The sequence below is a fragment of the Pantoea sp. PGP6 genome (genome assembly GCF_053474785.1).
Genome location: NZ_JBQBMA010000001.1, coordinates 1,127,862 through 1,154,390, shown reverse-complemented (window position 1 = coordinate 1,154,390; position 26,529 = coordinate 1,127,862). Strand labels below are relative to the sequence as shown.

Sequence of the window (26,529 nt, the reverse complement as noted above, 5' to 3'; positions counted from 1 at the left end):
CCTTAAGGGAGTGGATTATGGCTGAAAAGCTGACCTGGCACGACGTGCTGGCTGAAGAGAAACAGAAACCCTATTTTACCGAGACGCTGAAACTCGTGGCGGATGAGCGTGCTGCAGGCGTGACGGTTTACCCACCGCAAAAGGATGTGTTCAATGCCTTTCGCCTGACTGAGTTAGGCGACGTCAAAGTGGTGATTCTGGGTCAGGACCCGTACCACGGCCCTAATCAGGCGCACGGACTGGCCTTTTCGGTGCTGCCCGGCGTGCAGGTACCGCCGTCGCTGCAAAACATCTACAAAGAGCTATTGCAGGACATTCCGGGCTTTCAGAAGCCGGACCATGGTTTTCTCGAAAGCTGGGCGAAACAGGGCGTGATGTTGCTGAATACGGTGTTAACAGTGGAAGCGGGCAAAGCCCATTCCCATGCGCGCTTTGGCTGGGAAACCTTTACCGATAATGTGATTGCCGCGATTAACCAGCATCGTGAAGGGGTGGTGTTCCTGCTGTGGGGCTCCCACGCACAGAAGAAAGGCAGCATTATTGACCGTCAGCGCCATCACGTATTGCAGGCGCCGCACCCTTCGCCGCTCTCGGCGCATCGGGGCTTTTTTGGCTGTCAGCACTTCTCGAAAACTAACGCCATACTGCGTGAAGCCGGTCAGCAACCGATTGACTGGACGCCGGTACTGCCTGAATAAGCAGCAAGGCACACGGCCGCGACACTGCGCGGCCGTGGAACGGATTCAGGCGTGAAATCAGCCTTTCGCTTTGGCAACCGCCACCATCGCCGGACGCAGTAAGCGGCCATTCAGCGTGTAGCCACGTTGCATCACCAGCATCACCTGGTTCGGTTCAAACTCTTCAGACTCCATCATCGACATCGCCTGATGCACTTCGGGATTAAATGGCACGCCAGTTTCGCCCACCACTTCTACACCGAATTTGCGCACTGCGCCGAGCAGACCTTTCAGGGTCAGTTCAATCCCTTCGATCATCGGAGCCAGTTGCGCGTCTTCTTTGTTCGCCACTTCCAGCGCACGCTCAAGACTGTCGATCACCGGCAGCAATTCGTTGGCAAATTTCTCCAGGGCGAATTTATGCGCCTTCTCAACGTCCATTTCGGCACGGCGACGAATGTTCTCAATTTCAGCCTGCGCACGCAGTTGTGCATCACGCACGCCGGTTTGCGACTGCGCTAATTCAGCTTCGAGCTGAGCAATACGCTCATCACGCGGATCCACCTCAGCCGCTGTCTCCGCTTCCTGAGGTTGTTGCTGATCCTGCTGAATTTCGTCTGAGACTTGCTCGTTTGGGGTGTTCTGTTCTTTACTACTCATGAATTTCTCCGCGTTTTGCACATTCATTTCGCTGGTTGGCTTATTATGGGGATCGGTTTGACGGTTTCAAGGGAACCTATCACATTGCCTTGCCGTTTTGGCTTATAAGGAACACCCACTCGATGAACAAACACTTTAACTGCATTGGTATTGTGGGTCATCCACGCCATCCCACCGCGTTAACCACGCATGAGATGCTCTGGCGCTGGCTGACCGCCAAAGGTTATCAAGTGATCGTGGAGAAGCAAATCGCGCAGGAGCTGGCGCTACACGACGTCCAGACCGGGACGCTGGCTGAGATTGGTCAACAGGCAGATCTGGCGGTGGTGGTCGGCGGTGACGGCAATATGCTGGGCGCGGCCCGGGTGCTGGCGCGCTATGACATTAAGGTGATTGGCATTAACCGCGGCAACCTCGGTTTTCTGACCGATCTCGACCCGGATAATGCGCAGCAGCAGCTGGATGAAGTATTGCAGGGCAACTACTTCGTTGAGAGCCGCTTTTTGCTGGAAGCCCAGGTATGTAAATCAGACTGTTCGCCACGCATTGGCTCGGCGATCAATGAAGTGGTGCTGCATCCCGGAAAAGTGGCGCACATGATCGAGTTTGAAGTCTATATCGATGAAGTATTTGCCTTTTCCCAGCGCTCAGACGGCCTGATTATCTCCACGCCGACCGGTTCCACCGCCTACTCGCTTTCTGCCGGCGGCCCGATACTCACGCCTTCGCTGGAGGCAATTGTGCTGGTGCCGATGTTCCCGCATACTCTGTCGGCCCGTCCGCTGGTGATTAACAGCAGCAGTACCATCCGGTTGCGCTTTTCTTCACGCCGGAGCGACCTGGAGATCAGCTGCGACAGCCAGATTGCGCTGCCGATCCAGGAAGGTGAGGATGTGCTGATCCGACGCAGTGCCAGTCACCTGAATCTGATTCACCCTAAAAACTACAGCTATTTCAATACGCTGAGTTCGAAACTGGGCTGGTCAAAAAAATTGTTCTGAAAAGCCGTGCCGCCTCTTTACTGGATAAAATTCCAGTTTATACTGTATGAAAAACCATATGTGTTTATTCATACAGGTGAACCTATGCTGGCCCAACTGACCATCAGTAATTTCGCTATCGTTCGTGAGCTCGACATTGATTTCCAACGCGGTATGACAGCAATCACTGGTGAGACCGGTGCCGGTAAATCTATCGCGATTGATGCCCTGGGATTATGCCTGGGCGGTCGCGCAGATGCCGACATGGTGCGTCAGGGCGCCAGCCGGGCCGATCTTTGCGCCCGCTTCCAGCTTAAGTCCTCCCCTTCTGCTCAGCGCTGGCTGATGGATAACCATCTGGATGATGGCAATGAGTGTCTGCTGCGTCGGGTGATTAGCGCGGACGGACGCTCACGCGGGTTCATCAACGGCACGGCGGTTCCGCTGTCGCAGCTGCGCGACCTCGGCCAGTTACTGATTCAGATTCACGGCCAGCACGCGCACCAGTTGCTGCTCAAACCTGAGCACCAGAAACATCTGCTGGATGCCTACGCCGGTCATGACGATCTGCTGCAGCGCATGCGTACTCATTATCAGGCCTGGCATCAGAGCTGCCGCACCCTGGCACTGCATCAGCAGCAGGCTCAGGAGCGTGAAGCACGTCGCGAACTGCTGCAATATCAGCTGAAAGAGCTGAACGAGTTTGCACCGCAGGCTGGTGAATATGAGCAGATTGACGAAGAGTACAAGCGGCTGGCAAACAGCGGACAGCTGCTGTCGACCAGTCAGCAGGCGCTGCAACTGCTTGCGGATAGCGACGATAACAATCTCTGCAGCCTGCTCTACAGCGCTCGTGAGATGCTGTCTGAGCTGACCTCGCTGGATGAGAAACTGAACGGGGTTTATAACCTGCTGGAAGAAGCGGCCATTCAGCTGAGTGAAGCCAGCGACGAGCTGCGTCATTACTGCGACAGCCTCGATCTCGATCCGAATCGTCTGTATGAACTGGAGCTGCGTATTTCACGCCAGATCGCTCTGGCGCGTAAGCATCACGTTACGCCGGAAAATCTGCCTGAACTGCATCAGCAGTTACTGGCGGAAGCGGAGTTGCTGTCACAGCATGAAAGCGATCAGGAGAGCCTGCAGTCGCTGGTTGGCGAGCACTATCAGGCAGCCCTGTTAAGCGCGGAGCAGCTTCATCAGCACCGCACTCAGTACGCTGAGGAGCTGCAGCAGCTGATTACCCAGAGCATGCATCTGCTCTCTATGCCGCACGGCCAGTTTAAGATTGCCCTGACCTTTAACCCGGACCAACTGACTGCTGAAGGTGCCAGCCGCATCGACTTCCAGGTGACGACTAACCCTGGTCATCCGCTGCAGCCGCTCGGCAAAGTCGCCTCCGGCGGTGAGCTGTCCCGTATCGCCCTGGCGATTCAGGTCATCACTGCGAAGAAAATGGAAACGCCAGCGATGATTTTCGATGAAGTTGATGTCGGGATCAGCGGTCCGACCGCCGCCGTAGTAGGCAAACTGCTGCGCCAGCTGGGCGAATCGACTCAGGTGATGTGTGTGACTCACCTGCCGCAGGTGGCAGGCTGTGGTCATCAGCACTTCTTTGTCAGCAAAGAGACCGATGGCGCCATGACCGAAACCCATATGCAGCCGCTGGACAAGCGCGCGCGGCTGCAGGAACTGGCGCGACTGCTGGGCGGTAGCGAGGTCACACGCAACACGCTGGCTAACGCCAAAGAACTTTTAGCCGCCTGATAGCGCACTTTTTTAACCTGCCGTGGTCATATGCATGCTCTGTAGAGGTTCCCAATAGCGAAAAGGTTTATTATCATCGGCACTTATGTCGCCAAAGTAATAAAGCCTGCCGCAGGCAGAGTTCAGATTTTGTTGGCAAAAAAACAGCCTGTAAAAGGCGTTTGGCCCCGGAAAAGGAATGTATAGATGCGCTGTAAAACGCTGACTGCCGCGGCAGTGGTAATGTTGATGATGACCGCCGGATGTTCCACCTTAGAGCGCGTGGTATATCGTCCTGATATCAACCAGGGTAACTATCTGGTTGCCAATGATGTGGCCAAGATTCACACCGGTATGACCCAGCAGCAGGTGGCTTACACGCTCGGTACGCCAATGATGAAAGATCCGTTCGGCAGCAACGTCTGGTATTACGTTTTCCGTCAGGAACCAGGCCATGAGCGCGTTCAGCAGCAGACGCTGACGCTCAATTTTGATGGTAACGGCGTCCTGACCAATATCGACAACAAGCCGAATCTGGCGCAAAAAAGCGACTAACTAAACGGCAGACAGCAAAAAAGGCGCACTGAGCGCCTTTTTTTATGCTGCGGATTAACAGGTCATTGCTGCCCTGCTGTCTGCTGCTTACTTTTTACCGGATGCAGAGCGCTCTGCGCGTTGACGACGCAGCTCTTTAGGATCGGCAATCAGCGGTCGATAGATTTCAATCCGATCGCCTTCATCCACCACATCACTGAGCTTAACGGCCCGGCTGTAGATACCTACTTTATTACTGCTGAGGTCGATTTCACGGCGCAGCTCCAGAATTCCGGATTGCTGTATCGCCTGCTCTACCGTGCTGCCCTGCTCCACTTTGACGTAGAGCTGGTATTGCTTTTCAGGCAGCGCGTAGACCACCTCAACCGAAATATCAGGCACTGTAAACCTCTTTGGCACGCTGGGTGAAGGCCTGCACCATACTGTTGGCCAGCTCTTTGAAGATCCGTCCAAAGGCCATCTCTACCAGCATGTTGGTGAATTCAAACTCCAGGCTTAACTCAACCTTGCAGGCGTCATCGCCCAGCGAGATGAATTTCCAGCCGCCGGTCAGCTTACGGAACGGCCCGTCAACCAGTTGCATATGAATGCTCTGGTTATCCGTCAGGGTATTGCGGGTGGTAAATGTTTTGCTGATGCCTGCTTTCGACACATCCACGGACGCGGTCATTTGATTCTCTGACGCATCCAGCACGCGGCTTCCGGTGCAACCCGGCAGAAATTGCGGGTAAGCATCCACATCATTTACAAGTTTGTACATCTGCCCGGCACTAAACGGGACCAGCGCCGAACGACTAATCTGAGCCATAATGGTTCCTGTTCATCACGAAACCGCTGAATAATAGCATTTTCAGCGATTAAACAAAAATGCCCCCGAGTAAGGGTGTGCTAGAATATCCCGTTTCCTGCTGCCCCGCTGGACTGGGGATGCGATAACCGACTAAGTGATGTAAAATACGCCGCACTATGACAAAGAAAAAATCACACAAACCCGGTTCTGCCACTGTTGCCATGAACAAACGCGCCCGCCACGAATACTTCATCGAAGAGGAGTACGAAGCGGGATTATCGTTGCAAGGATGGGAAGTTAAATCACTTCGTGCCGGCAAAGCCAACATCAGCGACAGCTATATTCTGCTGCGCGATGGCGAAGCGTTCCTGTTTGGTTCAACCTTTCAACCCTTAGCCGTTGCCTCTACCCATGTGGTGTGCGATCCCACGCGTAGCCGCAAGCTGCTGCTGAAGCAACGTGAGCTGGATTCACTGTATGGCCGCGTCAATCGCGAAGGTTATACCATCGTGGCGCTCTCGCTCTACTGGAAGAACGCCTGGTGTAAACTGAAGATTGGTGTTGCACGCGGTAAGAAAGAGCATGATAAACGTGACGATATCAAAGACCGCGAATGGCAACTGGATAAAGCACGTATCATGAAGAATTCAAAGCGTTAAGCGCTGGATTCTGACCTGCTTTTTTGCTAGTATTTGAAGTTCTGGGGCTGATTCTGGATTCGACGGGATTGTGAAGCCTTAGGAGCATGCCGAGGGGCGGTTTGCCTCGTAAAAAGCCGCAAAAAAATAGTCGCAAACGACGAAAACTACGCACTAGCAGCTTAATAACCTGCTTAGAGCCTTCTCTCCCTAGCTTCCGCTCTTAAGACGGGGATCAAGAGAAGTCAAACCCAAAAGAGATCGCGTGGATGCCTTGCCTGGGGTTGAAGCGTTAAATCCAATCAGGCTAGTCTGTTAGTGGCGTGTCTGTTCGCAGCTAACCGGCGAATGTAAAAACTGACTAAGCATGTAGTGCCGACGGTGTAGTAATTTCGGACGCGGGTTCAACTCCCGCCAGCTCCACCAATTTTTGATATATTGAAGTTCAGTGAAGTCTATCAAGCCCGCATGGAACCAGCCTTGCGGGCTTTTTTACGTCTATAATAGTCTACCGAGAATTGCTAGAATCTACTCGTTATGGCACCCTTTTTGGGACCCAACACGAAGGGTCCAAAACATGAGGGTCCCAAACATGGCAAAAATCGCTAAGAAGCTCACTGACACTGAAATCAAAAGCACCAAACCTGCCGAGAAAGAGGTTAACCTTTTTGACGGCGATGGTTTGCTCCTGCGAATCGCCCCCTTGGCGAAGGGAGGAAAGAAAAATTGGTATTTCAGATATGCAGTGCCTGTGACCAAAAAGCGAACTAAGGTGAGCTTAGGAACCTATCCTCACCTTACACTTGCGAAGGCACGAGCTTTACGTGATGAGTACTTGTCGTTGCTTGCAAATGGTATAGACCCACAAGTTCATAACACCCACAAAGCCAATGCCCTTAAGGATGCCACGGAACATACATTTCAAGCAGTAGCCAGGAAGTGGCTTGATGAGAAAGTCAAAACGTCAGGCATCTCCCAAGATCATGCTAACGACATCTGGCGAAGCCTAGAGAGAAATATCTTTCCAACGTTGGGTGATACCCCCATTAAGGAGATTCGCCCTAAAATGGGCTTTGTTGAATAAATAAGATTTCTTGCGAACGACCCTGTAGCTGGCTGGATTTTCAGGCAATACGCACGCTTTCTGGCATCCCAGCCTTTGTCATCCTGTTCAACGCACGCACCATGGCCATAGCTTCCGCTACCTGACCATCGTAGTCACGCAGCGTCAGTGAATCTCCCAACAACTGCTTCATTCTGTACATTGCCGTTTCCGCTATCGAGCGACGGTTATATTCCGTTGTCCATTTCCACCGTGCATTGCTTCCGCTCAGCCGCTGATTAGCAACGGCACGGTTGCGGTCTGCGTACTCACCGGGCCAGTAACCTGCTCCTTTTCGGGGAGGAATAAGCGCGCTGATTTTTTTGCGGCGCAGTTCATCGTGACAGAGCCGGGTATCGTAAGCCCCGTCTGCCGCGGCTGCCCTGATTTTTCTGTGAGTCTGCCGGATAAGGCCCGGGAAGGCTTCTGAGTCCGTGACGTTATTCAGCGACAGGTCTGCACAGACAACTTCATGTGTGTTGCTGTCAACAGCAAGATGCAACTTTCGCCAGATACGACGGCGCTCTTTGCCGTGCTTTCTGACTTTCCATTCGCCTTCACCAAAGACCTTCAGCCCGGTGGAATCAATCACCAGGTGTGCGATTTCACCCCGGGTGGACGTTTTGAAACTGACATTAACCGACTTTGCCCGCTTACTGACACTGGTGTAATCCGGGCAGCGCAACGGAACGTTCATCAGGGCAAAAATGGAATCAATAAAACCCTGCGCAGCCCGCAGGGTCAGCCGGAATACGCGTTTAATCACCAGAACGGTGGTGATGGCGAGATCAGAATAGCGCTGGGGCCTTCCTCGTGATGAAGGCGTTGCCGACTCATACCAGGCCTGAATCGCCTCATCATCCAGCCAGAAAGTGAGGGAGCCACGGTTGATGAGAGCTTTGTTGTAGGTGGACCAGTTGGTGATTCTGAACTTTTGCTTTGCCACGGAATGGTCTGTGTTGTCGGGAGGATGCGTGATCTGATCCTTCAACTCAGCAAAAGTTCGATTTATTCAACAAAGCCCGGTTTAGTTTGACACCCTGCCCGTTAGAACGCAGCCGTCAGTGCATCAGAGATCGTGCAGGTATTCCCCGGGCATTTGAGCAGAAGCCGCCTGTGTCGCTGAAATGAGGTAAATACGATGCCCAAACCGCATGCACCTGCCCGGATAATGCGGCGCGCCAAACGGATCATCAGCTTATGGCGCGCAGAAAAAATCCGGGCGAGGCGAACCTGTCGTGACAGATACCTCACGCTTCGGGTCACCCCGCAATGGCGGCTCCTCTCCAGAGATAACGGACAGCATTGGGAGTTGCTGAGTCACGCAGATTATGACAAACAGATTTAAGGCCAGCGCTTCGCTTAGGCACCCCGCTGGCTTAGGCAGTCAATCATCAATGTTTAATCACTGACCTTCTGCTGAGGACGGGCCAGCGCGATTAAGGAGTAACCGTGAAAATTGATTACATCACCAATGGTGTGCGTTCGATACTCACCATCAAGAGCTTCATTTTATGCCTTTCTGAGCATATCCGTGTTGTTGAGGCTGCACTGGAAGCCGTCCCTGAAGCTGATGTCACAACTACCGGCATTATTATTCTCCGGACACTGATATCAGGTGATCCGGTGAGTATCTTTGCCGCACTGAACGCCGCAAGACAAGAGGAGGAGTATTGAACTACCCCCCTTTAACGGGTTGTGGTCTTGTCCGGTAAATTTCCATTTTACCTTCTGGCCACACCTCTTTCTGACAGTCAGCCCGGCTTTTCACTAAGCATATTCGTTTAACCCAACTGTTCAAAGGACCATTTCCCATGATGCAACCAGCCATCAGGGGCGATGCCGCTTTTGCTCGCCCGTTTGACGCCATTCGCTCCATCGAGTTTGCACCGGATAACATTCTGACCGGAGCCAGTTTCGCGTCCTCGCCTCCGCCAGCCCTGCCGCCTCAGCCACCGCTGCTCCAGAAAGGGCTGGACCGCGTAGTTGAAATTCTTCTGCAGGAGGGTAAGCCATGATGCCGTATATCCAGCTGGAGCGCCGCCGGGATGAGCTCAGCGCGGAAGAGCTGGCCACCATAAAAAAAGAGCAGTGGATTGATGACGAAACCGCACGGCTGATTCAGCGCTTTCCGCCACAGCTTGCCGGCTTTCGTCACTGGCGGCAGGATCCGGAAGTGAAAGCATGCTGTGAACAGGCCGGTGCCGATGATGTTTATCAGGATTTCATCTGGAAACTGGCTTTCCTGCAGGCGCAGCGCAATTACACACGGTGCCACGCTGATGAACCCGTCCACCAGCCAGAGCGTCTGGCCGGGCGTAACGCCGTATCCTCCTGTCAGGGCACGGTCTGTATGAATCGGGGGATGGCGCAATGAAAAAAGCCGTTTCCCTGCAGAAGCCCATGCCCTATATGCGGCTGGCCAGGATTGCTGCTGAGGCTGAAAATGCCGGTGCTTACGGATTTGCCGCAGCAGCCTGGAAAGCAGCGGCCGGGCTGGCCCTGCGTGAGAGCAACAGGCAATGGGCGGAAGAACGCTGCGCGCTCTGTGATAACGCACTCAGGCGCGAATGGGGCGTGATCAAACCTGAGAAGGAGAAATGACATGAATGCCTCTGAGATACCTTATGCACAACTTTGCAGTACGGACTGCAGTCTGTTAGCCATCACGCTGCTGGTATTGCTGACTGTACTCGGGATGCTGATCCAGCTGGCTGTGGTCTTTTCCATCATTCATCTGGTACTGCACGACAGCACCGGCTCTCCTTCACCCGGCCGGAAAAAACATCCGCGTGCCGCAGGTTACTCATGAGGAAAACATCTTATGCAGGTCTGCTCAAATCCGTTCGCCGGTTCGGCTGCATCTTCATGGTTTCCGTAACGATCGGGGCCGGGCTGATGACAGGGCTGCTCTGCGTCGCGGCATCCTTATCCATGCTGCTCGCGCTGTCCAGCCACTGATGCCGATGCCCGGTCTGTGCCGGGTATCGTTTTGATAAATCACCACTGCCACGGCAGTTTCACTCTGAGAGGTAAATATGCTGAATCTACAGTGCGTTCCTATTTCTCTTTACTGCAGGGAAACCGGAGAAACCCCGGACGCTATCACCAAACGCGTGCAGCGGGGTTTCTGGCGGGAGGGTATTCAGGTACTGAAAGTCAGCGGCGCTAAGGAACGCTGGATCGATTTGAATGAGGTCAGTAAATGGGCACGACAGACGTCAGACTACCGCGGGGAGTAACCATCCGCCGGCACCGGAATGAAACGACAATAAACATTACCTTTACCTATAAAGGTGTGAAGTGCAGGGAGCCGCTGTCACACCTGACGGTAAATGCCAGGAACATCAGATATGCGGAGAGGTTGCTGGGTGAGATCTACAACCACATCGGAAGAGGAACGTTCAGTTATGCCGATTACTTTCCAAAATCGTCCAAGCTCAGGCTGTTTGGTAAAACCGGTAACGCCTGCCAGGTTAAACACTACCTGAGTGAATATCTGGCCATCTGTCAGACCCGCAACCTGTCCCCCTCGACAATCCGTGGCTATAAAAAATGCATGGATGCGCTGCGGGATCTGCATGAGGTGCGCGCGGCTGAGCTGACGCCGGCGTTACTGAAAAACTGGATCAAGGCGCAGACCACTGTGCTAAAGACCATCAGGAATCAGCTGTCATTCCTGCGCTCAGCCCTGGATGAAGCGGTAATCGATGGTGTCATTCCGGTAAATCCGGTCACGCTGGTCAAGGCGTCCCGCTACCGGAGCCAGCGTCCGGAGGAGAGCCGGTATGTCGTCGATCCCCTGTCACCCGACGAAGTCAGCGCCCTGCTTCATGCTGCCGGTAATCAGCAATGGGAAAATCTTTTCCGGTTTGCTATCAACACGGGGCTGCGGAGTTCAGAGCTGTGTGCGCTGTCGTGGAAAGATATCGATGCAGAGAAGCGCCAGGCCAGCGTCCGGAACGCCAGCGTGGTTGGCATAATCAAGACCACCAAGACCCGGGCCGGCAGGCGAAAAGTGGATCTGAACGGTGATGCTCTCGCGGCACTCGCCAGTCAGAAAATGTTCACCTTTGAAAAGGGAGAGTTTGTTTTTGAAGATCCGAAAACCGGACTGCCCTGGGCGAGTGCGGATGCCATACGCAAAAAGGCCTGGGTCCCTACGATTAAGAAGGCAGGCATCCGGTACCGCAATCCCTACCAGACCCGGCACACGTTCGCCACCCGACATATCAGTCAGGGCGCAAACCTTTTCTGGCTGGCTTCGCAGATGGGACATAAAGGACCGGAAATGCTGTTCCGCCACTATGGAGCCTACCTGGAAGAGTATGACGGTCACACGGTTAAAAGAGTGCTGCGCCTCGCAGATAACCCCTCAAAAGGAGCCGCATGAACAGTCGCGTACCCTTTTCAAAAAATACTGCTTTTATTTCATTTAATTACGGAGGGTTCAGCCGTGTTCAACTCCCGCCAGCCTAATGAACTTCTCAAAGCCCACAAGCCTTACGCCCTCCAGGCTCTGTTGTATTTGTAAAACCTCCGCAGCCGGACACAACACCCTTCTCAATTACCGCAGCAGACTAAAAGCCCTGACCGCCCTCTCCCTTCCTCAACCCCTCATCGATCAAACCTTTACAGCCCCAACCCAAACACGAAATAATAACCCGGCTATCTGCACCACCGAGCGCAGGCAGCACCTGAACGGAACCTCAACTTAGCGGACTCTTTATGACTAACGATATTCCCCTCAAGTACTATGACGTCGCAGATGAGTATGCGACCGAATCCGCTAAGCCGGTGAGCGACGCAGAACGCACACCGCTGGCGCACTATTTCCAGTTACTGATCACCCGTCTGATGAACAATGAAGAGATCAGTGAAGAATCGCAGCAGCAGATGGCCACTGAAGCGGGCATCGATGCAGAGCGTATCGATGAGATTGCGACCTTCCTGAACCAATGGGGTAACGAGTAACCTTACCCGAACGCGCCGGGCAGGCGGCAGGTTACGATGGTGACCTCACCTGCCCGGATCATGCGACCGGCATCATCATCTGCAGCGCTTATCCGCGTACTGTCCAGACCAGGCCAACGTCCCTTCTCTTTGCAACTGCGTGGTGAACTTTTTCACAACGCCTGACCCGCGATTATCCCGGCACCGTTTAGCGCTTCACCGGCTTGCTCTCTTACAGACCAAAATTTATCATCCACACTGATATAGTCTGCGCAGGCATTGTGCTTTACACTGCGCGCTGTAAAAAACTGAGTAGATAAACGATTAAACAGGCGGTAATGGCGATGAACGGAACAATCACAACCTGGTTCAAAGATAAGGGTTTTGGTTTTATCAAAGATGAAAACGGTGAGAACCGCTATTTTCATGTGATTAAGGTCGCCAACCCTGATCTGATCAAGAAAGACGCTGCCGTCACCTTTGAACCCACCACCAACAACAAAGGTCTGTCGGCCTATGCGGTGAAAGTGGTGCCGGAAAGCAAATACATCTTTATCGCCGGCGAGCGCATCAAGATCACCGCGATCAAATCTTACCTGGTCTACAGCGAAGAAGTGCCGGTCGACACCCGCATCGATAAAGAGAATCCGGTGCTGTCGGTAGGCGTGCTGTTAAGCAATATCCGACCGAAATCAGACGTGAAGCCCGGTGAAATGCGATCGCTGAAGAAACTGGCTATCACTACCTTCCAGGGTTCGACCTTAATCTTCACCGAAGATGAGATCGACATCGAAAGCACGGTGAAACTGCTCAAAGGTCTGAAGTAACCCGGTGACGCTGGTCGAAATCCTGCCATTCAGCCGCAGGATTTCGCCATAGCCTTTTCTTCAGGGCACTCTGTTGCTCGTTCCGCTAATCCTGATTCTGATTAAAAAGCGATAGCGTCAGGATTGCCCGCCGACGGTAAAGCGTTTTACCGATTGTCATCAATCAGCCCGTCAAATTGCCTGACTCCGCTTAAACTCGCCTGATGCTGGCCGGTCAATAAAGGATCACCTTCCTAAAACCTTTTTCCAGGGTAGAATTAGTCACTTCCTTCAGACGTTGCCAATTTTTTTCTATTATCGCCGTTGGTGTTATTGATACGAAAAGGGGCTGAAATAAGGTATAAAGCCGCATGAAAATCCCAAACAGAATCCAACCTCTGGTCGATGATGGCCTGATTGATGACGTGCTTCAGCGACTGAAAAGTGGCAAGGAAGCTGACGTCTACACTGTGTTATGCGGTGACAAGATCCAGTGCGCCAAAGTCTATAAAGAGGCGACGCAGCGTAGCTTTAAGCAGGCAGTGCAGTATCAGGAAGGACGTAAAACCCGTAACACCCGTAACGCGCGTGCGATGCAGAAAGGTACCAAATTCGGTCGCAAGCAGCAGGAAGAGTCGTGGCAGACGGCAGAAGTTGATGCGCTGTTCCGCCTCGCCAACGCCGGTGTCCGCGTGCCGCAGCCTTATCTGTGCATTGACGGTGTATTACTGATGGAGCTGGTGACCGATGCGGACGGCGCAGTTGCGCCACGGCTGAGTGATGTCACCCTGTCAGAAGCGGACGCCATCGCTGATTTCCACACCATGATCCGCAATATCGTGCGCATGCTTTGTGCCGGTATCGTGCACGGCGATTTGTCAGAATTTAACGTGCTGCTTGATGCCGAAGGTCCGGTGATTATCGACCTGCCACAGGCGGTCGATGCCGCGGCGAACAACCACGCCGAATCAATGTTCGAGCGTGACGTTAACAATATCACCGCCTATTACGGCCAGTTCGCCCCGCAGCTGTTGCAGACGCGCTATGCCAAAGAGATCTGGCTGCTGTATGAAGACGGGAAATTAACCCCTGAAACGCCGCTCACCGGTCTGTTCGTTGAAGAAGAGCACAATGTAGATATGGATTCGCTGCTGGATGAGATCATTACCGCAGAAGATGAATACTACGAACGCCAGCGCGCCAGTCGGGAACGCGACGAGCAGTAAGCGCTGAAAGCGGCGTGAACCAACAGTAAAGGCGGCCTTCTGAGCCGCCTTTTTTATTGCCGCAGGCCGCGAGTCTTCCCGCGGCCGCTGTTTAGCGCAGAATTACCGTCAACATGATCAGCACAACACCGATGAGCATCACGCCGATGAACACCTTGTCGATCCGGCCATTTTTCATCATCGTCTCCTCAGAACCACTGGCCGAAACGGCGGATATACCAACGTTTCATTCCCTGCGCCACCAGGCAGTAGCTGAATAGCGTCAGCACCAGCCACGGGAAGTACTGCCATGGCAGCGGCACCAGCCCGACCATCGCCCCCAGCGGCGAGAACGGAATCAGAATGCCCAGCACCATTACTGTCAGGGTGGTCAGCATCACCGGTAAGGTGGCGCGACTCTGGATGAACGGAATCTTCTGGGTCCGCAGCATGTGCACCACCAGCGTCTGAGACAGCAGACCTTCAATAAACCAGCCTGACTGGAACAGCGATTGCACCTCAGCGTGGTTGGCACTGAAGATAAACCACATCAGCGCAAAGGTGGTGACGTCAAAAATCGACGAAGTTGGCCCCATCCACAACATAAAGCGTTTAATGTTGCCGGCATCCCATTTGCGTGGCTTACGCAGAAAATCACGGTCTACTTTGTCCCACGGCAGTGCCAGCTGGGAAACGTCATACATCAGGTTCTGAATCAGCAGATGAATCGACAGCATCGGCAGAAACGGAATAAAGGCGCTGGCGATCAGCAGCGAGAACACGTTGCCAAAGTTTGAGCTGGCGGTCATGTTGAGATACTTGATGATATTGCCAAAGGTCTCCCGTCCTTTCAGCACGCCCTCACCCAGCACCTGCAGATCTTTCTCCAGCAGGATAATATCGGACGAGGCTTTTGCCACATCCGCCGCGCTATCGACAGAAATACCGGTGTCGGCCGCGCGCAGCGCTGGCGCATCGTTGATACCATCGCCAAGGAAACCCACGGTATGGCCGTTGTGTTGCAGCAGGCGCACCACGCGTGATTTCTGCTGCGGCGTCAGCTGAGCAAACAGGCTACAACGCTCCGCTTCCTGCGCCAGCTGCGCATCATCCATCGCCTCAATCTGATCACCGGTCAGCATCGCCGGATCGCTCAGCCCGACATCCTGACAGACGCGCAGGGTCACCAGCGGGTTATCGCCGGTCAGCACTTTAACCGCCACGCCGCTGTCGCGCAGTGCCCGAATCGCCTTGCCGGCACTGGCTTTTGGTGGATCGCGGAAGGTCAGCAGCCCTTCCAGCGTCAGCTCACGCTCGTCACTGTTACTGAGCGGCGCGTGCAAATCACCTTCGCGCGTCGCCACCAGCAATACCCGATAGCCCTGCTGATGGTAGCGTTGGGTCAGCGCCAGCAGTTCTGCCCGCTGCCGTTCATCCAGCGGAACCACCGTCTCGCCCTGACGAATCGCACTGCTCACCGCCAGCATCTCCTCTACCGCGCCTTTGCAAATCAGCAGCGAGCGATGATGCGCCAGATCTTCAACCAGCACCGACACCCGGCGGCGGGTGAAGTCGAACGGCAACTCATCAATCAGATGAAACTGGCTGCGCCGGGTCTGAGAGATCACTTTGTCGCCAGCCATCAGCACCGCCCGATCCATCAGGTTTTTTGCGCCACTCTGGCTGCCGCTGTTTAACCAGCCCAGCAGCAGAACCTGCCCATCTTCCTGTCCCATCGGGTTGAGGTGGTGCGCCAGCAGGATGGTATCCTGAGTCAGGGTGCCGGTTTTATCGGTGCACAGCACGTCCATCGCGCCGAGGTTCTGAATGGCGTTCAGCCGTTTAACGATCACTTTGCGTCGCGACATCGCAATCGCGCCTTTGGCCAGATTGGCACTGACAATCATCGGCAGCATTTCCGGGGTTAAGCCGACCGCCACCGCCAGCGCAAACAGGGTGGCATCCATCCAGTCGCCTTTACTGAAGCCGTTAATCAGCAGCACCACCGGCACCATCACCAGCATAAAGCGAATCAGCAGCCGGCTGACGCTATTAACCCCGCGATCAAAGGCGGTCTGCGGCCGGCTTCCCACCAGCGAGGCGGCCAGCGATCCAAACCAGGTATCGCCGCCCGTCGCTACTACCACTGCGCTCGCCGTGCCGCTGGCGACGCTGGTACCCATCAGGCAGATGTTATTGAGCGCCAGCAGCTCCTGGGCAGATTTGCCGTGCGGATCGACGGTGATATTGCCACTCTGTTTCTCCACCGGCAGGGATTCCCCGGTCAGCACCGCTTCGCTGATAAACAGATTGCGTGAACTCAGCAGCCGGACATCGGCAGGCACCTGATCGCCGGTGCTCAGCAGAATGACATCGCCCGGCACCAGTTCGCGCATATCAACGTCGTGACGCTGTGCAGTTTCACTGGCGCTATCACGCCGCAGCACTGTGACCTGGCTGCGCACCAGTGACTTCAGCGCCTGCGCCGCACGATTGGTGCGGAACTCCTGCCAGAAGCGCAGCAGTCCGCTCAGCAGCACCATAGTGGAAATGATGATCACACCCGATAGATCGGTTTCCTCACCGGCGCGCAGCGGCAGCAGATAGTCGGTAAACAGGCTGACCAGCGCCAGCACCAGTAATACGTAGATAAACGGATTGTTGAAGGCCATCAGCAGCTGAATCAGCGCCGGAGGGGCTTTTTCATGCGCCACCTCATTCGGGCCATACTGTTTCAGACGGGCTGCAGCCTCGGCGTGGGTCAGTCCATCGCGGTCGCTGCGCAGGTTGGCCAGCGTGACGTCGACTGGCTGGACCGCTTCACGGGCGATAGCAAAAAGTTTTTTGGTTTTCTTCATGGTGCGGTGGTCGTCAGATTTGATGACAACCTGTTCCAGTTTCATGTCGCTCATTTCGACATCTCCCTGATTTAAAGCAATAGTTATCCTGCACACCCAAATAAGGTATGCGGAGAAGACCTGGCGTTGCCGGGTTATTTAATTAAGTGTCCTTCGGGGATCGTCCATATATCCCTCCTGTATTCAGAAATAAGGGCGTGCAGAATTTCGCGCGACGCGAAATTAGCGCTGCGTAATAGGTGTCAGAAAGCAGAGATCGGGCGCAGCCTGGGCTACGCCAGTCGGGATGGAGGAAAAAGGGCTAAGATAAACAGCAGCATAACGCGCACTCATTCAGATAACAGGATGATAAATAAGGAGCGCAATCGTCACTAACAGAGAGGATTGCTGCCCGCCGGGTGGCAAGCAGCGAAAAGAATTCAGCTTGCCGGAATAAAGATAAATCGAGGGTGACTGTCCAACTGAATTCTCCTGAAATAATTTGCCGCTATTATAAACAGCGTAAGGTCGTGGTAAAGGGTTAATAATAGCAATTATCGTTTCGTTGATGTTCCGTTTCTGCACTGCCGGAAATAACACAACAAATACTTTACCTTCTTATAACCACAACCTTTCGCTTATACCTTTTTGGCATATGATTAGCCCATATTCGACTATTCTTCGCATCAGCCCTTTCGTAAACTCGCGTAACTTTTTTAAGGCAAGGAAATTTCATGAAAACTATAATTCCATCACTGCTGGCGCTGACGCTGGCTGCCGCCTTCTCTGCTCAGGCTGCGACGCCCAAAGATACACTGGTGATTGCGCAGTCTACCGACGATGCCGATAGCTTCGATCCGGCCAAAGGGTTTGAACTCACCAGCGTGCAGGCCTTTACCAATATTTATCAACGCCTGGTTCAGTCTGACCCGCAGAATCCGGTCGATCTGAAACCGACGCTGGCAACTTCGTGGCAGCCCGGCAGCGACAACCGCAGCCTGACCTTTGAACTGCGTAAAGACGCGAAATTCTCCACCGGCAATCCGCTGCGTCCGGAAGATGTGATCTTCTCGCTGGGCCGGGTGGTGAAACTGAACCTCGATCCCTCTTTCATCCTGACGCAGCTCGGCTGGAACAAAGATAACGTTGATGGCTTTCTGAAGAAGGTCGATGACAATCACGTGCAGATCAGCTGGACCGCTGACGTCAGCCCGACCTACGTACTGAGCCTGCTTTCAGCCCCGGTTTCGTCGATCATCGACGAGAAAACCGCGATGGCGAATCAGAAAAATGGCGATTTCGGTAACGGCTGGCTGGCAACCCATTCAGCCGGCAGCGGCCCGTATCAGATCCGTAAAGTGGTGATGCATCAGGTGGTGCTGCTGAGCGCCAACCCAACCTCGCCGGCCGGTGCGCCAAAAATGAAGAACATCCTGATCAAGAACGTGCCGGAACCGGCCGCGCGTCGTCTGCTGCTGGAACAGGGTGATGCCGATATCGCCCGTAACCTCGGTGCCGATCAGATCGCCGCGCTGAACGGCAAACCCGGCGTGAAGACCGAAGCGATTCCGATGGCCTCGCTCTACTACATCCAGTTCAACATCGGTGCCAACGAGACGATGAAGAACCCGGCATTCTGGGAAGCGGCGCGCTACCTGTGGGATTACAAAGGTATCGCCAATGAGCTGCTGAAAGGCCAGTTCGATGTGCACCAGACCTTCCTGCCGAAAGGCTTCCTCGGCGCAATCAACGATACGCCTTACAGCTACGATCCTGAGAAAGCCAAAGCGATTCTGAAAAAAGCCGGCCTGACCAACGTCAGCTTTAAGCTTTCCACCAGCAACCAGCCGCCTTATCTCGACATCGCGCAGGCGCTGCAGGGCAGCTTCGCCAAAGGTGGCGTGAAGGTCGAGGTGGTTCCGGGCCTGAGTTCTGAAGTCTCAACCAATGTCAAAGCGCATAAGTATGAAGCCACGCTGAACGCCTGGGGCTCGGACTATTTTGATCCCAACACCAACGCCGCCTCGTTTGCCTATAACCCGGAAGATGGCAGCAAAACCATCGCCTTCCGTTCCGACTGGCACATTCCGGAGCTGAACAAGCAGGTGGTAGCGGCGACGGCGGAAAGCGATGCGAAAAAACGCGTCGCCCTGTATGAAGCGATGCAGCGTGAGGTCATGAAAAACTCCCCTTACGTGATTGGTATGCAGGCGAAGAACCTGATCGCCCTGCGCGACAACCTGAAAGGCTATGTCCAGGGCATCAACCCTGACATGGTGTACTACTCGCAGGTCACCAAGTAATGGCACAGTCTGTTGCTACAGCCGGGTCCGCCCGGCTTTTTTGGCAGCGAGGCGGGCGGCTGATCGGCAGCATCCTGTCGCTACTGGTCACCCTGCTTGGCCTGCTCGCCTTCACCTTTATGCTGTCGCATCTGTCGCCGATCGATCCGGTGCAGCAGATCGCCGGCGATCACGCCAGTGAAGCGACTTATGCCCAGGTGCGCCACGATCTCGGGCTGGATCAGCCGGTGCTGGTGCAGTTCTGGCGCTACATTGCGCATCTGGCACAGGGCGATCTCGGCGTGTCGCGGCTGACCAATCAGTCAGTCAGCAGCGATCTGATGACCACCTTCCCCGCCACGATTGAGCTGGCAACCTGCGCAATGATTTTCGCCGTGGTATTTGGCGTCACGCTGGCGCTGCTGGCGGCGTGGAAACCGGGCAGCTGGATCGATAATCTGGCCCGCTTCATCTCCCTGCTCGGCTATTCGGTGCCGGTGTTCTGGCTCGGCCTGCTGGGTCTGCTGCTGTTTTATGCGGTGCTGCACTGGTCTGCCGGGCCGGGACGACTCGACGATATCTGGGTCTACACCCTTGAGCCGAAAACCGGCTTTGTGCTGATCGACAGCTGGCTGTCGGGTGAGCCGGAGATGTTCCGCAACGCCATCGCACACCTCTGGCTGCCGGTAGTGATCCTCGGGCTGCTGGCAATGGCCGGGATTACCCGTCTGCTGCGCGCCGCGCTGCTGGAAGAGAGCAGCAAAGAGTATGTGGTACTGGCACGGGCCAAAGGCGCCGGTCGGGTCCGCATCCTGCTGCGCCACATTTTCCCGAACGTGCTGGGCACGCTGGTGACGGTGATCGCCCTCTCCTACGCCACGCTGCTGGAAGGCTCGGTGCTGACAGAAACCGTCTTCGCCTGGCCAGGTGTCGGCCGCTACATGACCAATGCCCTGTTCTCCGGCGATGTGCCGGCGATTCTCGGCTCCACCCTGTTGATCGGCAGCTGCTTTATCCTGATCAACACCCTGGCGGATGTTTTAACCTGGTTAACCGATCCGAGAACCCGATGACGCAACAACTTTCTGAACTCGAAACGCTGCGGCCACGCCGTCGCCGCCAACGCGTTACCTCGTTAACCGTTGGGCTGACGCTGGTCGCCATCCTGATCCTGATGGCGCTGCTGGCACCGCTGGTTGCGCCATTCGATCCTAATCTGCAAACGATGTCGAGCCGGCTGCTGGCGCCGTCGGCGCAGCACTGGTTCGGCACCGACGGCTTTGGCCGCGATCTGCTGTCGCGGGTGATTTACGGCGCGCGTCCGACCCTGCTGCTGGTGTCGCTGATTCTGGTGCTGACCATTCCGGCCGGCCTGCTGATCGGCATCACCGCCGGTTACGTCGGCGGCTGGACTGAACGCCTGCTGATGCGGATTACCGATATCTTCCTGTCGCTGCCCAATCTGGTGATTGCGCTGGCGCTGGTGGCGATTCTCGGTCCTGGCCTGATGAACGGTGCGCTGGCGCTGGCGCTGACCAGCTGGCCGCCGTTTGCCCGTCAGGCGCGCGCCGAAACGCTGGCGCTGCGCCGTAGCGACTACCTTGCCGCCGCGCGGATGCAGGGCATCACCGGCTTTCGTCTGATGTTCGGCCATATCCTGCCGCTCTGTCTGCCGACCGCAGTAGTGCGTGCGGCACTGAGCCTCGGCGGCATCATTCTGGCGGCTGCCGGTCTCGGTTTTCTCGGCATGGGCGTACAGCCGCCAACCGCCGAATGGGGATCGATGGTGGCCGAAGGCAGTAAAGTCATTTTCGATCAATGGTGGGTCGCCGCTGCACCGGGCGCTGCCATTCTGTTTGCCAGCCTGGCCTTTAACCTGACAGGCGACGGCCTGCGCGACCGACTGGATACCCGTCATGCCAAATAATCTGCTGCACGCCGAAGGGCTGATCATCCGTAGCGATGATGCGCTGCTGGTCGACAACATTGGTTTTTCTATGGGCCGCGAGCGCGTGGCGCTGGTCGGTGAATCCGGCTCAGGGAAATCGCTGACCGCCCGCAGCCTGATGGGACTGCTGTCACCGGCCCTGCATTTGCAGGCTACGCAGCTACAGGTGGCAGGCGAGGATGCGCTGACGCTGACGGAGCGCCGCTGGAGCCAGCTGCGCGGTAACCGGGTGGCGATGGTGATGCAGGACCCGAAATATGCGCTTAACCCGACGCGTACCATTGGCTGGCAGGTTGAAGAACCGCTGATTCTGCACCGTCACCTGAGCCGCGCCGAGCGCAAAGAGAAGGTCTGCGAGATGCTGGATGCGGTCGGCCTGCCCGATCCACGTCGCCTGATGCAGCACTATCCGCATCAGCTCTCTGGCGGCATGGGCCAGCGTGTGATGCTGGCGATCGCCCTGATTACCGATCCTGATTTCCTGATCGCCGATGAACCAACCTCAGCACTCGATCATGCGATGCGCGATCAGGTGCTGGCGCTGATTCGCGGTCTGGTCGAAGCGCGTAATATGGGGCTGCTGCTGATCAGTCACGATTTGCAGCAGGTGTCGGAACACTGTGAGCGGGTGATGGTGATGTACAAAGGCCGCCTGCTCGATACCCTGCCTGCCGCCGAACTGCCGCGGGCGACCCATCCTTATACCCGCACGCTGTGGGCCTGCCGTCCGGGTAAAGCGACCCACGGCCAGCTGCTGCCGGTGCTGGATCGTGCGGCGCTGGAGGCACATCATGATTAAGTTGCAGGATCTCAGCGTCGCCCATAAGCAGGGTTACGAGCTGCGCACCGTGGTGCATGAGGTCAACCTTGAGGTTAATGCCGGGGAATGTTTTGGTCTGGTGGGTCCCTCTGGTTGCGGGAAGTCGTCGCTGCTGTGGGTGCTGGCCGGTCTGAATCCCCACTGGCAGGGCCGGATGCAATTAGCCGGTCATCTGGTGGAGCCGGGCAAAGCCTTTACCGGCGCGCTACGTCAGGAAGTGCAGATGGTGTTTCAGGATCCCTACGCCTCACTGCATCCCCGTCACCGGCTGCGCCGGACGCTGGCCGAGCCGCTGAAGCTGATTAAACGTGACAACATCAACGATCGCATCGACCAGGGCTTTCGCCACGTCGGGCTCGATCCGGCGCTGGCCGATCGCTATCCGCACCAGCTTTCCGGCGGTCAGCGCCAGCGCGTGGCGATTGTGCGTGCCCTGCTGTTGCAGCCGAAGATCCTGCTGCTGGATGAGCCTACCTCGGCGCTGGATATGTCGGTACAGGCGGAGATCCTCAATCTGCTGAACGATCTGAAGCGTCAGGATGGCTTAACCATGGTGCTGGTCAGCCACGATCCTGACGTTATCGACCACATGTGCGATCGGGCGGTACGGATGGCGCACGGTCGGATCATCGAACAGATCGGTGCCTGAAAACTGCCGGACGGCCCCTGCCTGCCGTCCGGCGCTTAGTGCTCCAGCGCCTGCAGCGTTTCACTGCGGATCGACTCGGTAATCTCCGCCTTGAGCGCCATAAAGGCCGGCGAGGTTTTCAGGGTGTAGTCACGCTCAATGCCGAAGTTAACCGCCACCTCCTGTTTAATTCGTCCCGGCCGCGCACTGAAGATCGTCACTTTGTTGGCCATGAAAATCGCCTCATCAATATCGTGGGTCACGAACAGCACCGTTTTGCGTGACTGCTGCCAAACCGACAGTAACAGCTCCTGCATCATCACCCGCGTCTGGTTATCCAGCGCGCCAAACGGCTCATCCATCAGCAGCACTTTCGGATCGTTGGCTAACGCCCGGGCGATGGCGGTGCGCTGCTGCATACCGCCGGAGAGCTGGCGCGGATAGTGACGGGCGAAGCCGCGCAGCCCCACCTGATGCAGATAGTATTCGCAGCGCTGCTGCTGCTGTGCGGCGCTGATGCCGCGTTCACGCAGGCCAAAGCAGACGTTCTCTTCTACCGTCAGCCACGGAAACAGGGTGTAGCTCTGGAAGACCATGCCGCGATCTGCGCCGGGCCCGTCGACCGGCGCACCATCCAGCCAGATTTCGCCGCGCGTCGGGCTGTCCAGTCCGGCGATAATCCGCAGCAGGGTCGATTTGCCGCAGCCGGACGGGCCGAGAATGGTGACGAAGTCGTTCTCCTCCACCCGCCAGGAGATCGGTTGCAGCGCCTGGGTTTGCTCACCCTGCGGCCCGTTGAACCAGCGTTCGACGCCGCGTACGTTCAGTTTGCTCTGTTTCATGCCGGGTAACTCCATGCAAACAGCCGCCGATTGACCCGCTTAAACAGGTAATCGGACAGCAGCCCAATCAGGCCGATGACGATAATGCCGAAGATGATCTGTCCGGTATTCAGCAGCGCCTGACTGTCGACGATCATATGACCGATGCCGCTTTCCGATCCGATCAACTCCGCAACGATCACATAGGTCCAGGCCCAGCCCAGTACCAGACGCAACAGTTCCGCAATGCCGGGTGCCGCGCCGGGGATCAACACCCGTCGCACTATCGATCGGTTGCTACAGCCCAGCGTATAGGCAGCTTCCACCAGATCGCGCCGGGCACTGCTGACCGTTACCGCCACCATCAGGACGATCTGGAAAAATGATCCGATAAAGATCACCAGGATTTTCTGCATCTCGCCAATGCCTGCCCAGAGGATCAGCAGCGGCACAAAGGCTGACGCCGGCAGATAACGACAAAACGAAACGAAAGGCTCAAGAAACGCTTCCCAGGTTTTGAACGCACCCATCATGATGCCAAGCGGCACCGCGATTACCGCCGCCAGCACAAATCCCGAAAGCACCCGCATCACCGTCATGCCGATATCCAGCGCAAAATTGTACTCGGTGAACAGCGTTACGCCCTGTTGCAGCATAGTGATCGGATCGGCGAGAAAGGTGGGCGACACCATGCCGCCCAGCGTGACCAGCGCCCAGACCGCGACAAACAGCACGAAAAAACCGATGCCGAGGCCGATACGCAGCCGCGCAGCAACCGGTTTTAGCGGCACCATTAAGGGATTGTGCCAGCGCTTCGGTGCGTCCGGCAGCGTGTCCGGCGGCGTGGCTGGCTGAGGTTTACTGATCTCCATCGGCGATCTCCCGTTACTGGACAAAGCTGGCATCGTAGAGACTGTTGATATCCGGCACGGTTTTGATCACGCCGGCGCGCAGCAGCAGTTTGCCCGCTTCGTCGCTGAAGCTCTGAATGCCACCGTTAAAGAATGCCCGATTCTCTTCGCGTCCCTGCCAGCGCAGATAACTCGCTGATTCGGCGAACTCTTTGCCGCTCGATTTCACCGCCGCGCCCATAATTTGGTACGATTTCTCCGGTTGCTGTTTGATCATCTCCAGCGCATCGAAGTAGCTCTCAACCAGCGCTTTTGCCGCCTGCGGATGGGCTTTCAGGAAGGTCGGTGTGCAGCCTAAAGTATCCATCACCATCGGATAGTCGAGAGTGGTGGCGATAATTTTGCCGGCCGCCGGCTGTTTGCGGATTGCAGAGAGATAAGGTTCATAACTCATGGCGGCGTCGTTTCGCCCGGCGGTAAACGCCTGTGCGGCGGCCTGCGGCGACAGGGTGGCCAGACGGACATCTTTCATCGTCATGCCATTTTTATCGAGTATCCACGCCAGCGCGAAATAAGGTGAGGTGCCGGGTGCGTCGACGCCCACCACTTTGCCCCGGAGATCGCTGATACTGTTGATTCCGCCGCGCACCGCCAGACCATCAGCACCGTAGGATTTGTCGAGCTGGACAATCTGCTTGATCGGCACGCCGGCCGCGTTCCACGAGATGTAGGTTTCCACAGTGGTGGCGGCACACTGAATGGTGCCGGATGCCACGGCCAGATGACGGCTGCTCTGCGGGATCATTTTGACCTCCGCCGCCAGACCATGCTTTTTAAAGATGCCCGCTTTGTCCGCCAGCGTCAGCGGTGCAAACCCGGTCCAGCCCGAAATGCCGATGGCGACCGGGGTTTCTTCCGCCTGCGCCACCATCGTGCTGCCGATCGCTACCGATAACGCCACTGCACTGACCGCCCGCCTGATTTGCTGATTCATCTTCCACTCCCGTCACAAGGTGAACATCTCAAGGTTGTATAGTCTTATCTATACAAGCCAAGCAATGGCTGTGCCAGAACGCCAAACGCGCCTGAAAAATGGTTTCAGAAGCGCCAGCAGAGGCCGTCGCGCACCGTTAAGGTGCAACTGAGCGCAGCGCGGCCGCAGGCTGGTGCGTTATACTCGCGGCAATCGCCTAACGAAAGGAAAAGAGCATGACGGTAAAACTGCGTCCACTGGAAAGGGAAGATCTGCATTTTGTTCATCAACTGGATAACAACGCCAGCGTGATGCGTTACTGGTTCGAGGAGCCGTATGAGGCGTTTGTAGAACTCTCCGATCTTTACAACAAGCACATTCACGATCAAACGGAACGGCGCTTTGTGGTGGAGCATGACGGGCAGAAAGCGGGGCTGGTCGAGCTGGTGGAGATTAATCATGTGCATCGCCGCGCCGAGTTTCAGATCATTATCGATCCGGCGCATCAGGGCAAAGGTCTGGCGACCCAGGCGGCAAAGCTGGCAATGGATTATGGCTTCTCGGTGCTGAACCTGTATAAGCTCTACCTGATTGTCGATCAGGAGAATGAGAAAGCGATCCACATCTATACCAAGCTCGGCTTCGAGATTGAAGGCGTGCTAAAGCATGAGTTTTTTATCAACGGAGAATACCGTAACACCATCCGCATGTGCATTTTCCAGCATCAGTATCTGGAGCGCCACAAAACGCCAGGCGGAATGGTGAAACCGACCGCGCAGTAATCAGCCGCGCGCGCCGACCGGGTTCATAAATGGACGCGGGTGCTCAGGCTTCAGGTCGTACATGCCGCCATAGAACGGATCGACCAGCAGCCAGCCGGGGAAGCCGCCCAGCGGAATATTGCCCAGCAGGTACCACAGGTTGGCGCGCGCTTCGATCGGCATGGTCACCGGCACATAGCCCGGGCTTTCCAGCATCAGCAGATAGTGTTTTTTGCCGAAGTAGCGACCGGTGGATTTCTCCAGCTCAACGGTCTGCGGCGTGAAACCCTGTGCGACCGCGAAACCGCGCTCATCCTGCACGGTAAAACGCGCGCCCTGCGGCAGGGAGTCGATGCGTACCGATTGGGTTTCATTGCCGACAATGGTGGCGCAGCCGCTAAGCAGCAGCGCGGCGGCCAGAGCCAGAATTCGCTGTTTCATGAAGGGTTCCGCAAAAAGGTCAGGAAGCACAGTGTAAACCGCCCTTCCCGCCTTT

Annotated in this window: 32 protein-coding genes, 1 other RNA gene and 1 pseudogene; 24 read left to right on the top strand and 10 right to left on the bottom strand. The window is 55.8% G+C overall.

Annotation, left to right across the window (positions count from 1 at the left end):
* Window positions 1-17: 17 nt before the first annotated feature.
* Complete coding sequence (ung, locus tag ACLIBF_RS05605) at window positions 18-698, top strand: uracil-DNA glycosylase (protein WP_279809789.1); 681 nt, start codon at window positions 18-20, stop codon at window positions 696-698.
* A gap of 57 nt (window positions 699-755) precedes the next feature.
* Here the strand turns inward: ung and grpE are convergent, their stop codons facing one another.
* Window positions 756-1,337: a nucleotide exchange factor GrpE gene (gene grpE / locus ACLIBF_RS05600; RefSeq protein WP_031376291.1), complete on the bottom strand. Its 582-nt coding sequence runs from the start codon at window positions 1,335-1,337 to the stop codon at window positions 756-758.
* 122 nt (window positions 1,338-1,459) lie between these two features.
* Here grpE and nadK point away from each other — a divergent pair, with 122 nt between their 5' ends.
* The 3 genes from nadK (at window position 1,460) to bamE (ending at window position 4,618) form a co-directional block, all read left to right on the top strand.
* Entirely contained in the window at window positions 1,460-2,338 is an 879-nt protein-coding gene (gene nadK, locus ACLIBF_RS05595; protein ID WP_031376292.1) for an NAD(+) kinase, read from the top strand.
* An 84-nt stretch (window positions 2,339-2,422) separates the two neighbouring features.
* Window positions 2,423-4,084, top strand: a complete 1,662-nt coding sequence (recN, locus tag ACLIBF_RS05590) for a DNA repair protein RecN (protein WP_448309471.1) — start codon at window positions 2,423-2,425, stop codon at window positions 4,082-4,084.
* Between the two features lie 186 nt (window positions 4,085-4,270).
* A complete protein-coding gene (gene bamE / locus ACLIBF_RS05585) occupies window positions 4,271-4,618 on the top strand; it encodes an outer membrane protein assembly factor BamE (protein ID WP_031376294.1) in 348 nt (115 codons plus the stop codon).
* A gap of 87 nt (window positions 4,619-4,705) precedes the next feature.
* Here the strand turns inward: bamE and ACLIBF_RS05580 are convergent, their stop codons facing one another.
* Both ACLIBF_RS05580 and ACLIBF_RS05575 read right to left on the bottom strand, forming a co-directional pair.
* Window positions 4,706-4,999, bottom strand: coding sequence for an RnfH family protein (locus ACLIBF_RS05580; RefSeq protein WP_031376295.1), 294 nt, complete (start codon window positions 4,997-4,999; stop codon window positions 4,706-4,708).
* Complete coding sequence (locus ACLIBF_RS05575) at window positions 4,992-5,426, bottom strand: type II toxin-antitoxin system RatA family toxin (RefSeq protein ID WP_031376296.1); 435 nt, start codon at window positions 5,424-5,426, stop codon at window positions 4,992-4,994. Before ACLIBF_RS05575 ends, ACLIBF_RS05580 begins: the two co-directional genes overlap by 8 nt.
* A 158-nt stretch (window positions 5,427-5,584) precedes the next feature.
* Here ACLIBF_RS05575 and smpB point away from each other — a divergent pair, with 158 nt between their 5' ends.
* The 3 genes and pseudogenes from smpB to ACLIBF_RS05560 form a co-directional block, all read left to right on the top strand.
* Entirely contained in the window at window positions 5,585-6,067 is a 483-nt protein-coding gene (smpB, locus tag ACLIBF_RS05570) for an SsrA-binding protein SmpB (RefSeq protein ID WP_046288168.1), read from the top strand.
* A 43-nt stretch (window positions 6,068-6,110) separates the two neighbouring features.
* Window positions 6,111-6,472, top strand: a transfer-messenger RNA (tmRNA) gene (gene ssrA, locus ACLIBF_RS05565).
* Between the two features lie 166 nt (window positions 6,473-6,638).
* Window positions 6,639-7,115, top strand: a pseudogene (locus ACLIBF_RS05560) (integrase arm-type DNA-binding domain-containing protein); the annotation flags it as partial.
* 55 nt (window positions 7,116-7,170) lie between these two features.
* Here ACLIBF_RS05560 and ACLIBF_RS05555 read toward each other — a convergent pair.
* Complete coding sequence (locus ACLIBF_RS05555) at window positions 7,171-8,094, bottom strand: IS5 family transposase (RefSeq protein ID WP_001118645.1); 924 nt, start codon at window positions 8,092-8,094, stop codon at window positions 7,171-7,173.
* 195 nt (window positions 8,095-8,289) lie between these two features.
* Here ACLIBF_RS05555 and ACLIBF_RS05550 point away from each other — a divergent pair, with 195 nt between their 5' ends.
* The 11 genes from ACLIBF_RS05550 (at window position 8,290) to ACLIBF_RS05500 (ending at window position 14,133) form a co-directional block, all read left to right on the top strand.
* Complete coding sequence (locus ACLIBF_RS05550; protein ID WP_448309470.1) at window positions 8,290-8,496, top strand: ParE family toxin-like protein; 207 nt, start codon at window positions 8,290-8,292, stop codon at window positions 8,494-8,496.
* A 104-nt stretch (window positions 8,497-8,600) separates the two neighbouring features.
* A complete protein-coding gene (locus tag ACLIBF_RS05545; protein ID WP_279810547.1) occupies window positions 8,601-8,825 on the top strand; it encodes a hypothetical protein in 225 nt (74 codons plus the stop codon).
* A gap of 137 nt (window positions 8,826-8,962) precedes the next feature.
* Window positions 8,963-9,166, top strand: coding sequence for a hypothetical protein (locus ACLIBF_RS05540; RefSeq protein WP_279810548.1), 204 nt, complete (start codon window positions 8,963-8,965; stop codon window positions 9,164-9,166).
* Window positions 9,163-9,525, top strand: a complete 363-nt coding sequence (gene gamL, locus ACLIBF_RS05535; protein WP_279810550.1) for a host nuclease inhibitor GamL — start codon at window positions 9,163-9,165, stop codon at window positions 9,523-9,525. Before ACLIBF_RS05540 ends, gamL begins: the two co-directional genes overlap by 4 nt.
* Window positions 9,522-9,752 carry an ANR family transcriptional regulator gene (locus ACLIBF_RS05530; RefSeq protein WP_279810552.1) on the top strand — a complete coding sequence of 77 codons (231 nt, stop codon included), beginning with the start codon at window positions 9,522-9,524 and terminating at the stop codon, window positions 9,750-9,752. Before gamL ends, ACLIBF_RS05530 begins: the two co-directional genes overlap by 4 nt.
* A 1-nt stretch (window position 9,753) precedes the next feature.
* Window positions 9,754-9,960, top strand: coding sequence for a hypothetical protein (locus ACLIBF_RS05525; protein ID WP_279810554.1), 207 nt, complete (start codon window positions 9,754-9,756; stop codon window positions 9,958-9,960).
* A 226-nt stretch (window positions 9,961-10,186) separates the two neighbouring features.
* Window positions 10,187-10,390 carry an excisionase gene (locus ACLIBF_RS05520; RefSeq protein ID WP_069729684.1) on the top strand — a complete coding sequence of 68 codons (204 nt, stop codon included), beginning with the start codon at window positions 10,187-10,189 and terminating at the stop codon, window positions 10,388-10,390.
* Window positions 10,354-11,541, top strand: a complete 1,188-nt coding sequence (locus tag ACLIBF_RS05515; RefSeq protein ID WP_279810556.1) for a site-specific integrase — start codon at window positions 10,354-10,356, stop codon at window positions 11,539-11,541. The genes ACLIBF_RS05520 and ACLIBF_RS05515 overlap by 37 nt, the downstream gene beginning before the upstream one ends.
* 335 nt (window positions 11,542-11,876) lie before the next feature.
* The gene (locus ACLIBF_RS05510; RefSeq protein ID WP_031378051.1) at window positions 11,877-12,122 is read left to right on the top strand and encodes a YmjA family protein; all 246 of its coding nucleotides are present in this window, start codon (window positions 11,877-11,879) and stop codon (window positions 12,120-12,122) included.
* A 317-nt stretch (window positions 12,123-12,439) separates the two neighbouring features.
* On the top strand, window positions 12,440-12,928 hold the full coding sequence (locus tag ACLIBF_RS05505) for a cold-shock protein (RefSeq protein ID WP_031378050.1): 489 nt from the start codon (window positions 12,440-12,442) through the stop codon (window positions 12,926-12,928).
* A 350-nt stretch (window positions 12,929-13,278) separates the two neighbouring features.
* Window positions 13,279-14,133, top strand: coding sequence for a PA4780 family RIO1-like protein kinase (locus tag ACLIBF_RS05500; RefSeq protein WP_031378049.1), 855 nt, complete (start codon window positions 13,279-13,281; stop codon window positions 14,131-14,133).
* A 91-nt stretch (window positions 14,134-14,224) separates the two neighbouring features.
* Here ACLIBF_RS05500 and mgtU read toward each other — a convergent pair whose 3' ends face one another.
* Entirely contained in the window at window positions 14,225-14,314 is a 90-nt protein-coding gene (gene mgtU, locus ACLIBF_RS05495; RefSeq protein ID WP_252867572.1) for a magnesium transporter protection protein MgtU, read from the bottom strand.
* 7 nt (window positions 14,315-14,321) lie between these two features.
* On the bottom strand, window positions 14,322-17,024 hold the full coding sequence (gene mgtA / locus ACLIBF_RS05490; protein ID WP_089562471.1) for a magnesium-translocating P-type ATPase: 2,703 nt from the start codon (window positions 17,022-17,024) through the stop codon (window positions 14,322-14,324).
* A gap of 659 nt (window positions 17,025-17,683) precedes the next feature.
* Here mgtA and ACLIBF_RS05485 point away from each other — a divergent pair.
* From ACLIBF_RS05485 to ACLIBF_RS05465, 5 genes are read left to right on the top strand one after another with little or no spacing between them, the layout of a single operon-like run.
* Window positions 17,684-19,252 carry an ABC transporter substrate-binding protein gene (locus ACLIBF_RS05485; protein ID WP_031378047.1) on the top strand — a complete coding sequence of 523 codons (1,569 nt, stop codon included), beginning with the start codon at window positions 17,684-17,686 and terminating at the stop codon, window positions 19,250-19,252.
* The gene (locus ACLIBF_RS05480; protein ID WP_159223296.1) at window positions 19,252-20,304 is read left to right on the top strand and encodes an ABC transporter permease; all 1,053 of its coding nucleotides are present in this window, start codon (window positions 19,252-19,254) and stop codon (window positions 20,302-20,304) included. The genes ACLIBF_RS05485 and ACLIBF_RS05480 overlap by 1 nt, the downstream gene beginning before the upstream one ends.
* Window positions 20,301-21,158 (top strand): ABC transporter permease, encoded by an 858-nt coding sequence (locus ACLIBF_RS05475; RefSeq protein ID WP_089562473.1) that lies wholly within the window; start codon window positions 20,301-20,303, stop codon window positions 21,156-21,158. The genes ACLIBF_RS05480 and ACLIBF_RS05475 overlap by 4 nt, the downstream gene beginning before the upstream one ends.
* The gene (locus tag ACLIBF_RS05470; RefSeq protein ID WP_279810566.1) at window positions 21,148-21,978 is read left to right on the top strand and encodes an ABC transporter ATP-binding protein; all 831 of its coding nucleotides are present in this window, start codon (window positions 21,148-21,150) and stop codon (window positions 21,976-21,978) included. Before ACLIBF_RS05475 ends, ACLIBF_RS05470 begins: the two co-directional genes overlap by 11 nt.
* Window positions 21,971-22,648 carry an ABC transporter ATP-binding protein gene (locus ACLIBF_RS05465; RefSeq protein ID WP_031376467.1) on the top strand — a complete coding sequence of 226 codons (678 nt, stop codon included), beginning with the start codon at window positions 21,971-21,973 and terminating at the stop codon, window positions 22,646-22,648. The genes ACLIBF_RS05470 and ACLIBF_RS05465 overlap by 8 nt, the downstream gene beginning before the upstream one ends.
* A gap of 35 nt (window positions 22,649-22,683) precedes the next feature.
* On the opposite strand, the gene ACLIBF_RS05460 is transcribed toward ACLIBF_RS05465, so the two are convergent.
* Genes ACLIBF_RS05460 through ACLIBF_RS05450 form a run of 3 tightly spaced genes read right to left on the bottom strand, consistent with a single transcriptional unit; the run spans window position 22,684 to window position 25,230 of the window.
* Window positions 22,684-23,469 (bottom strand): ABC transporter ATP-binding protein, encoded by a 786-nt coding sequence (locus ACLIBF_RS05460; RefSeq protein WP_279810569.1) that lies wholly within the window; start codon window positions 23,467-23,469, stop codon window positions 22,684-22,686.
* Window positions 23,466-24,320, bottom strand: coding sequence for an ABC transporter permease (locus ACLIBF_RS05455; protein WP_069729693.1), 855 nt, complete (start codon window positions 24,318-24,320; stop codon window positions 23,466-23,468). The genes ACLIBF_RS05460 and ACLIBF_RS05455 overlap by 4 nt, the downstream gene beginning before the upstream one ends.
* A gap of 13 nt (window positions 24,321-24,333) precedes the next feature.
* A complete protein-coding gene (locus ACLIBF_RS05450; RefSeq protein ID WP_371601280.1) occupies window positions 24,334-25,230 on the bottom strand; it encodes an ABC transporter substrate-binding protein in 897 nt (298 codons plus the stop codon).
* A gap of 278 nt (window positions 25,231-25,508) precedes the next feature.
* On the opposite strand from ACLIBF_RS05450, the gene speG reads away from it, so the two are divergent.
* Window positions 25,509-26,054 (top strand): spermidine N1-acetyltransferase, encoded by a 546-nt coding sequence (gene speG / locus ACLIBF_RS05445; protein ID WP_009088567.1) that lies wholly within the window; start codon window positions 25,509-25,511, stop codon window positions 26,052-26,054.
* Here speG and ACLIBF_RS05440 read toward each other — a convergent pair whose 3' ends face one another.
* Window positions 26,055-26,474 (bottom strand): hypothetical protein, encoded by a 420-nt coding sequence (locus ACLIBF_RS05440; RefSeq protein WP_031376463.1) that lies wholly within the window; start codon window positions 26,472-26,474, stop codon window positions 26,055-26,057.
* Between the last annotated feature and the right edge of the window lie 55 nt (window positions 26,475-26,529).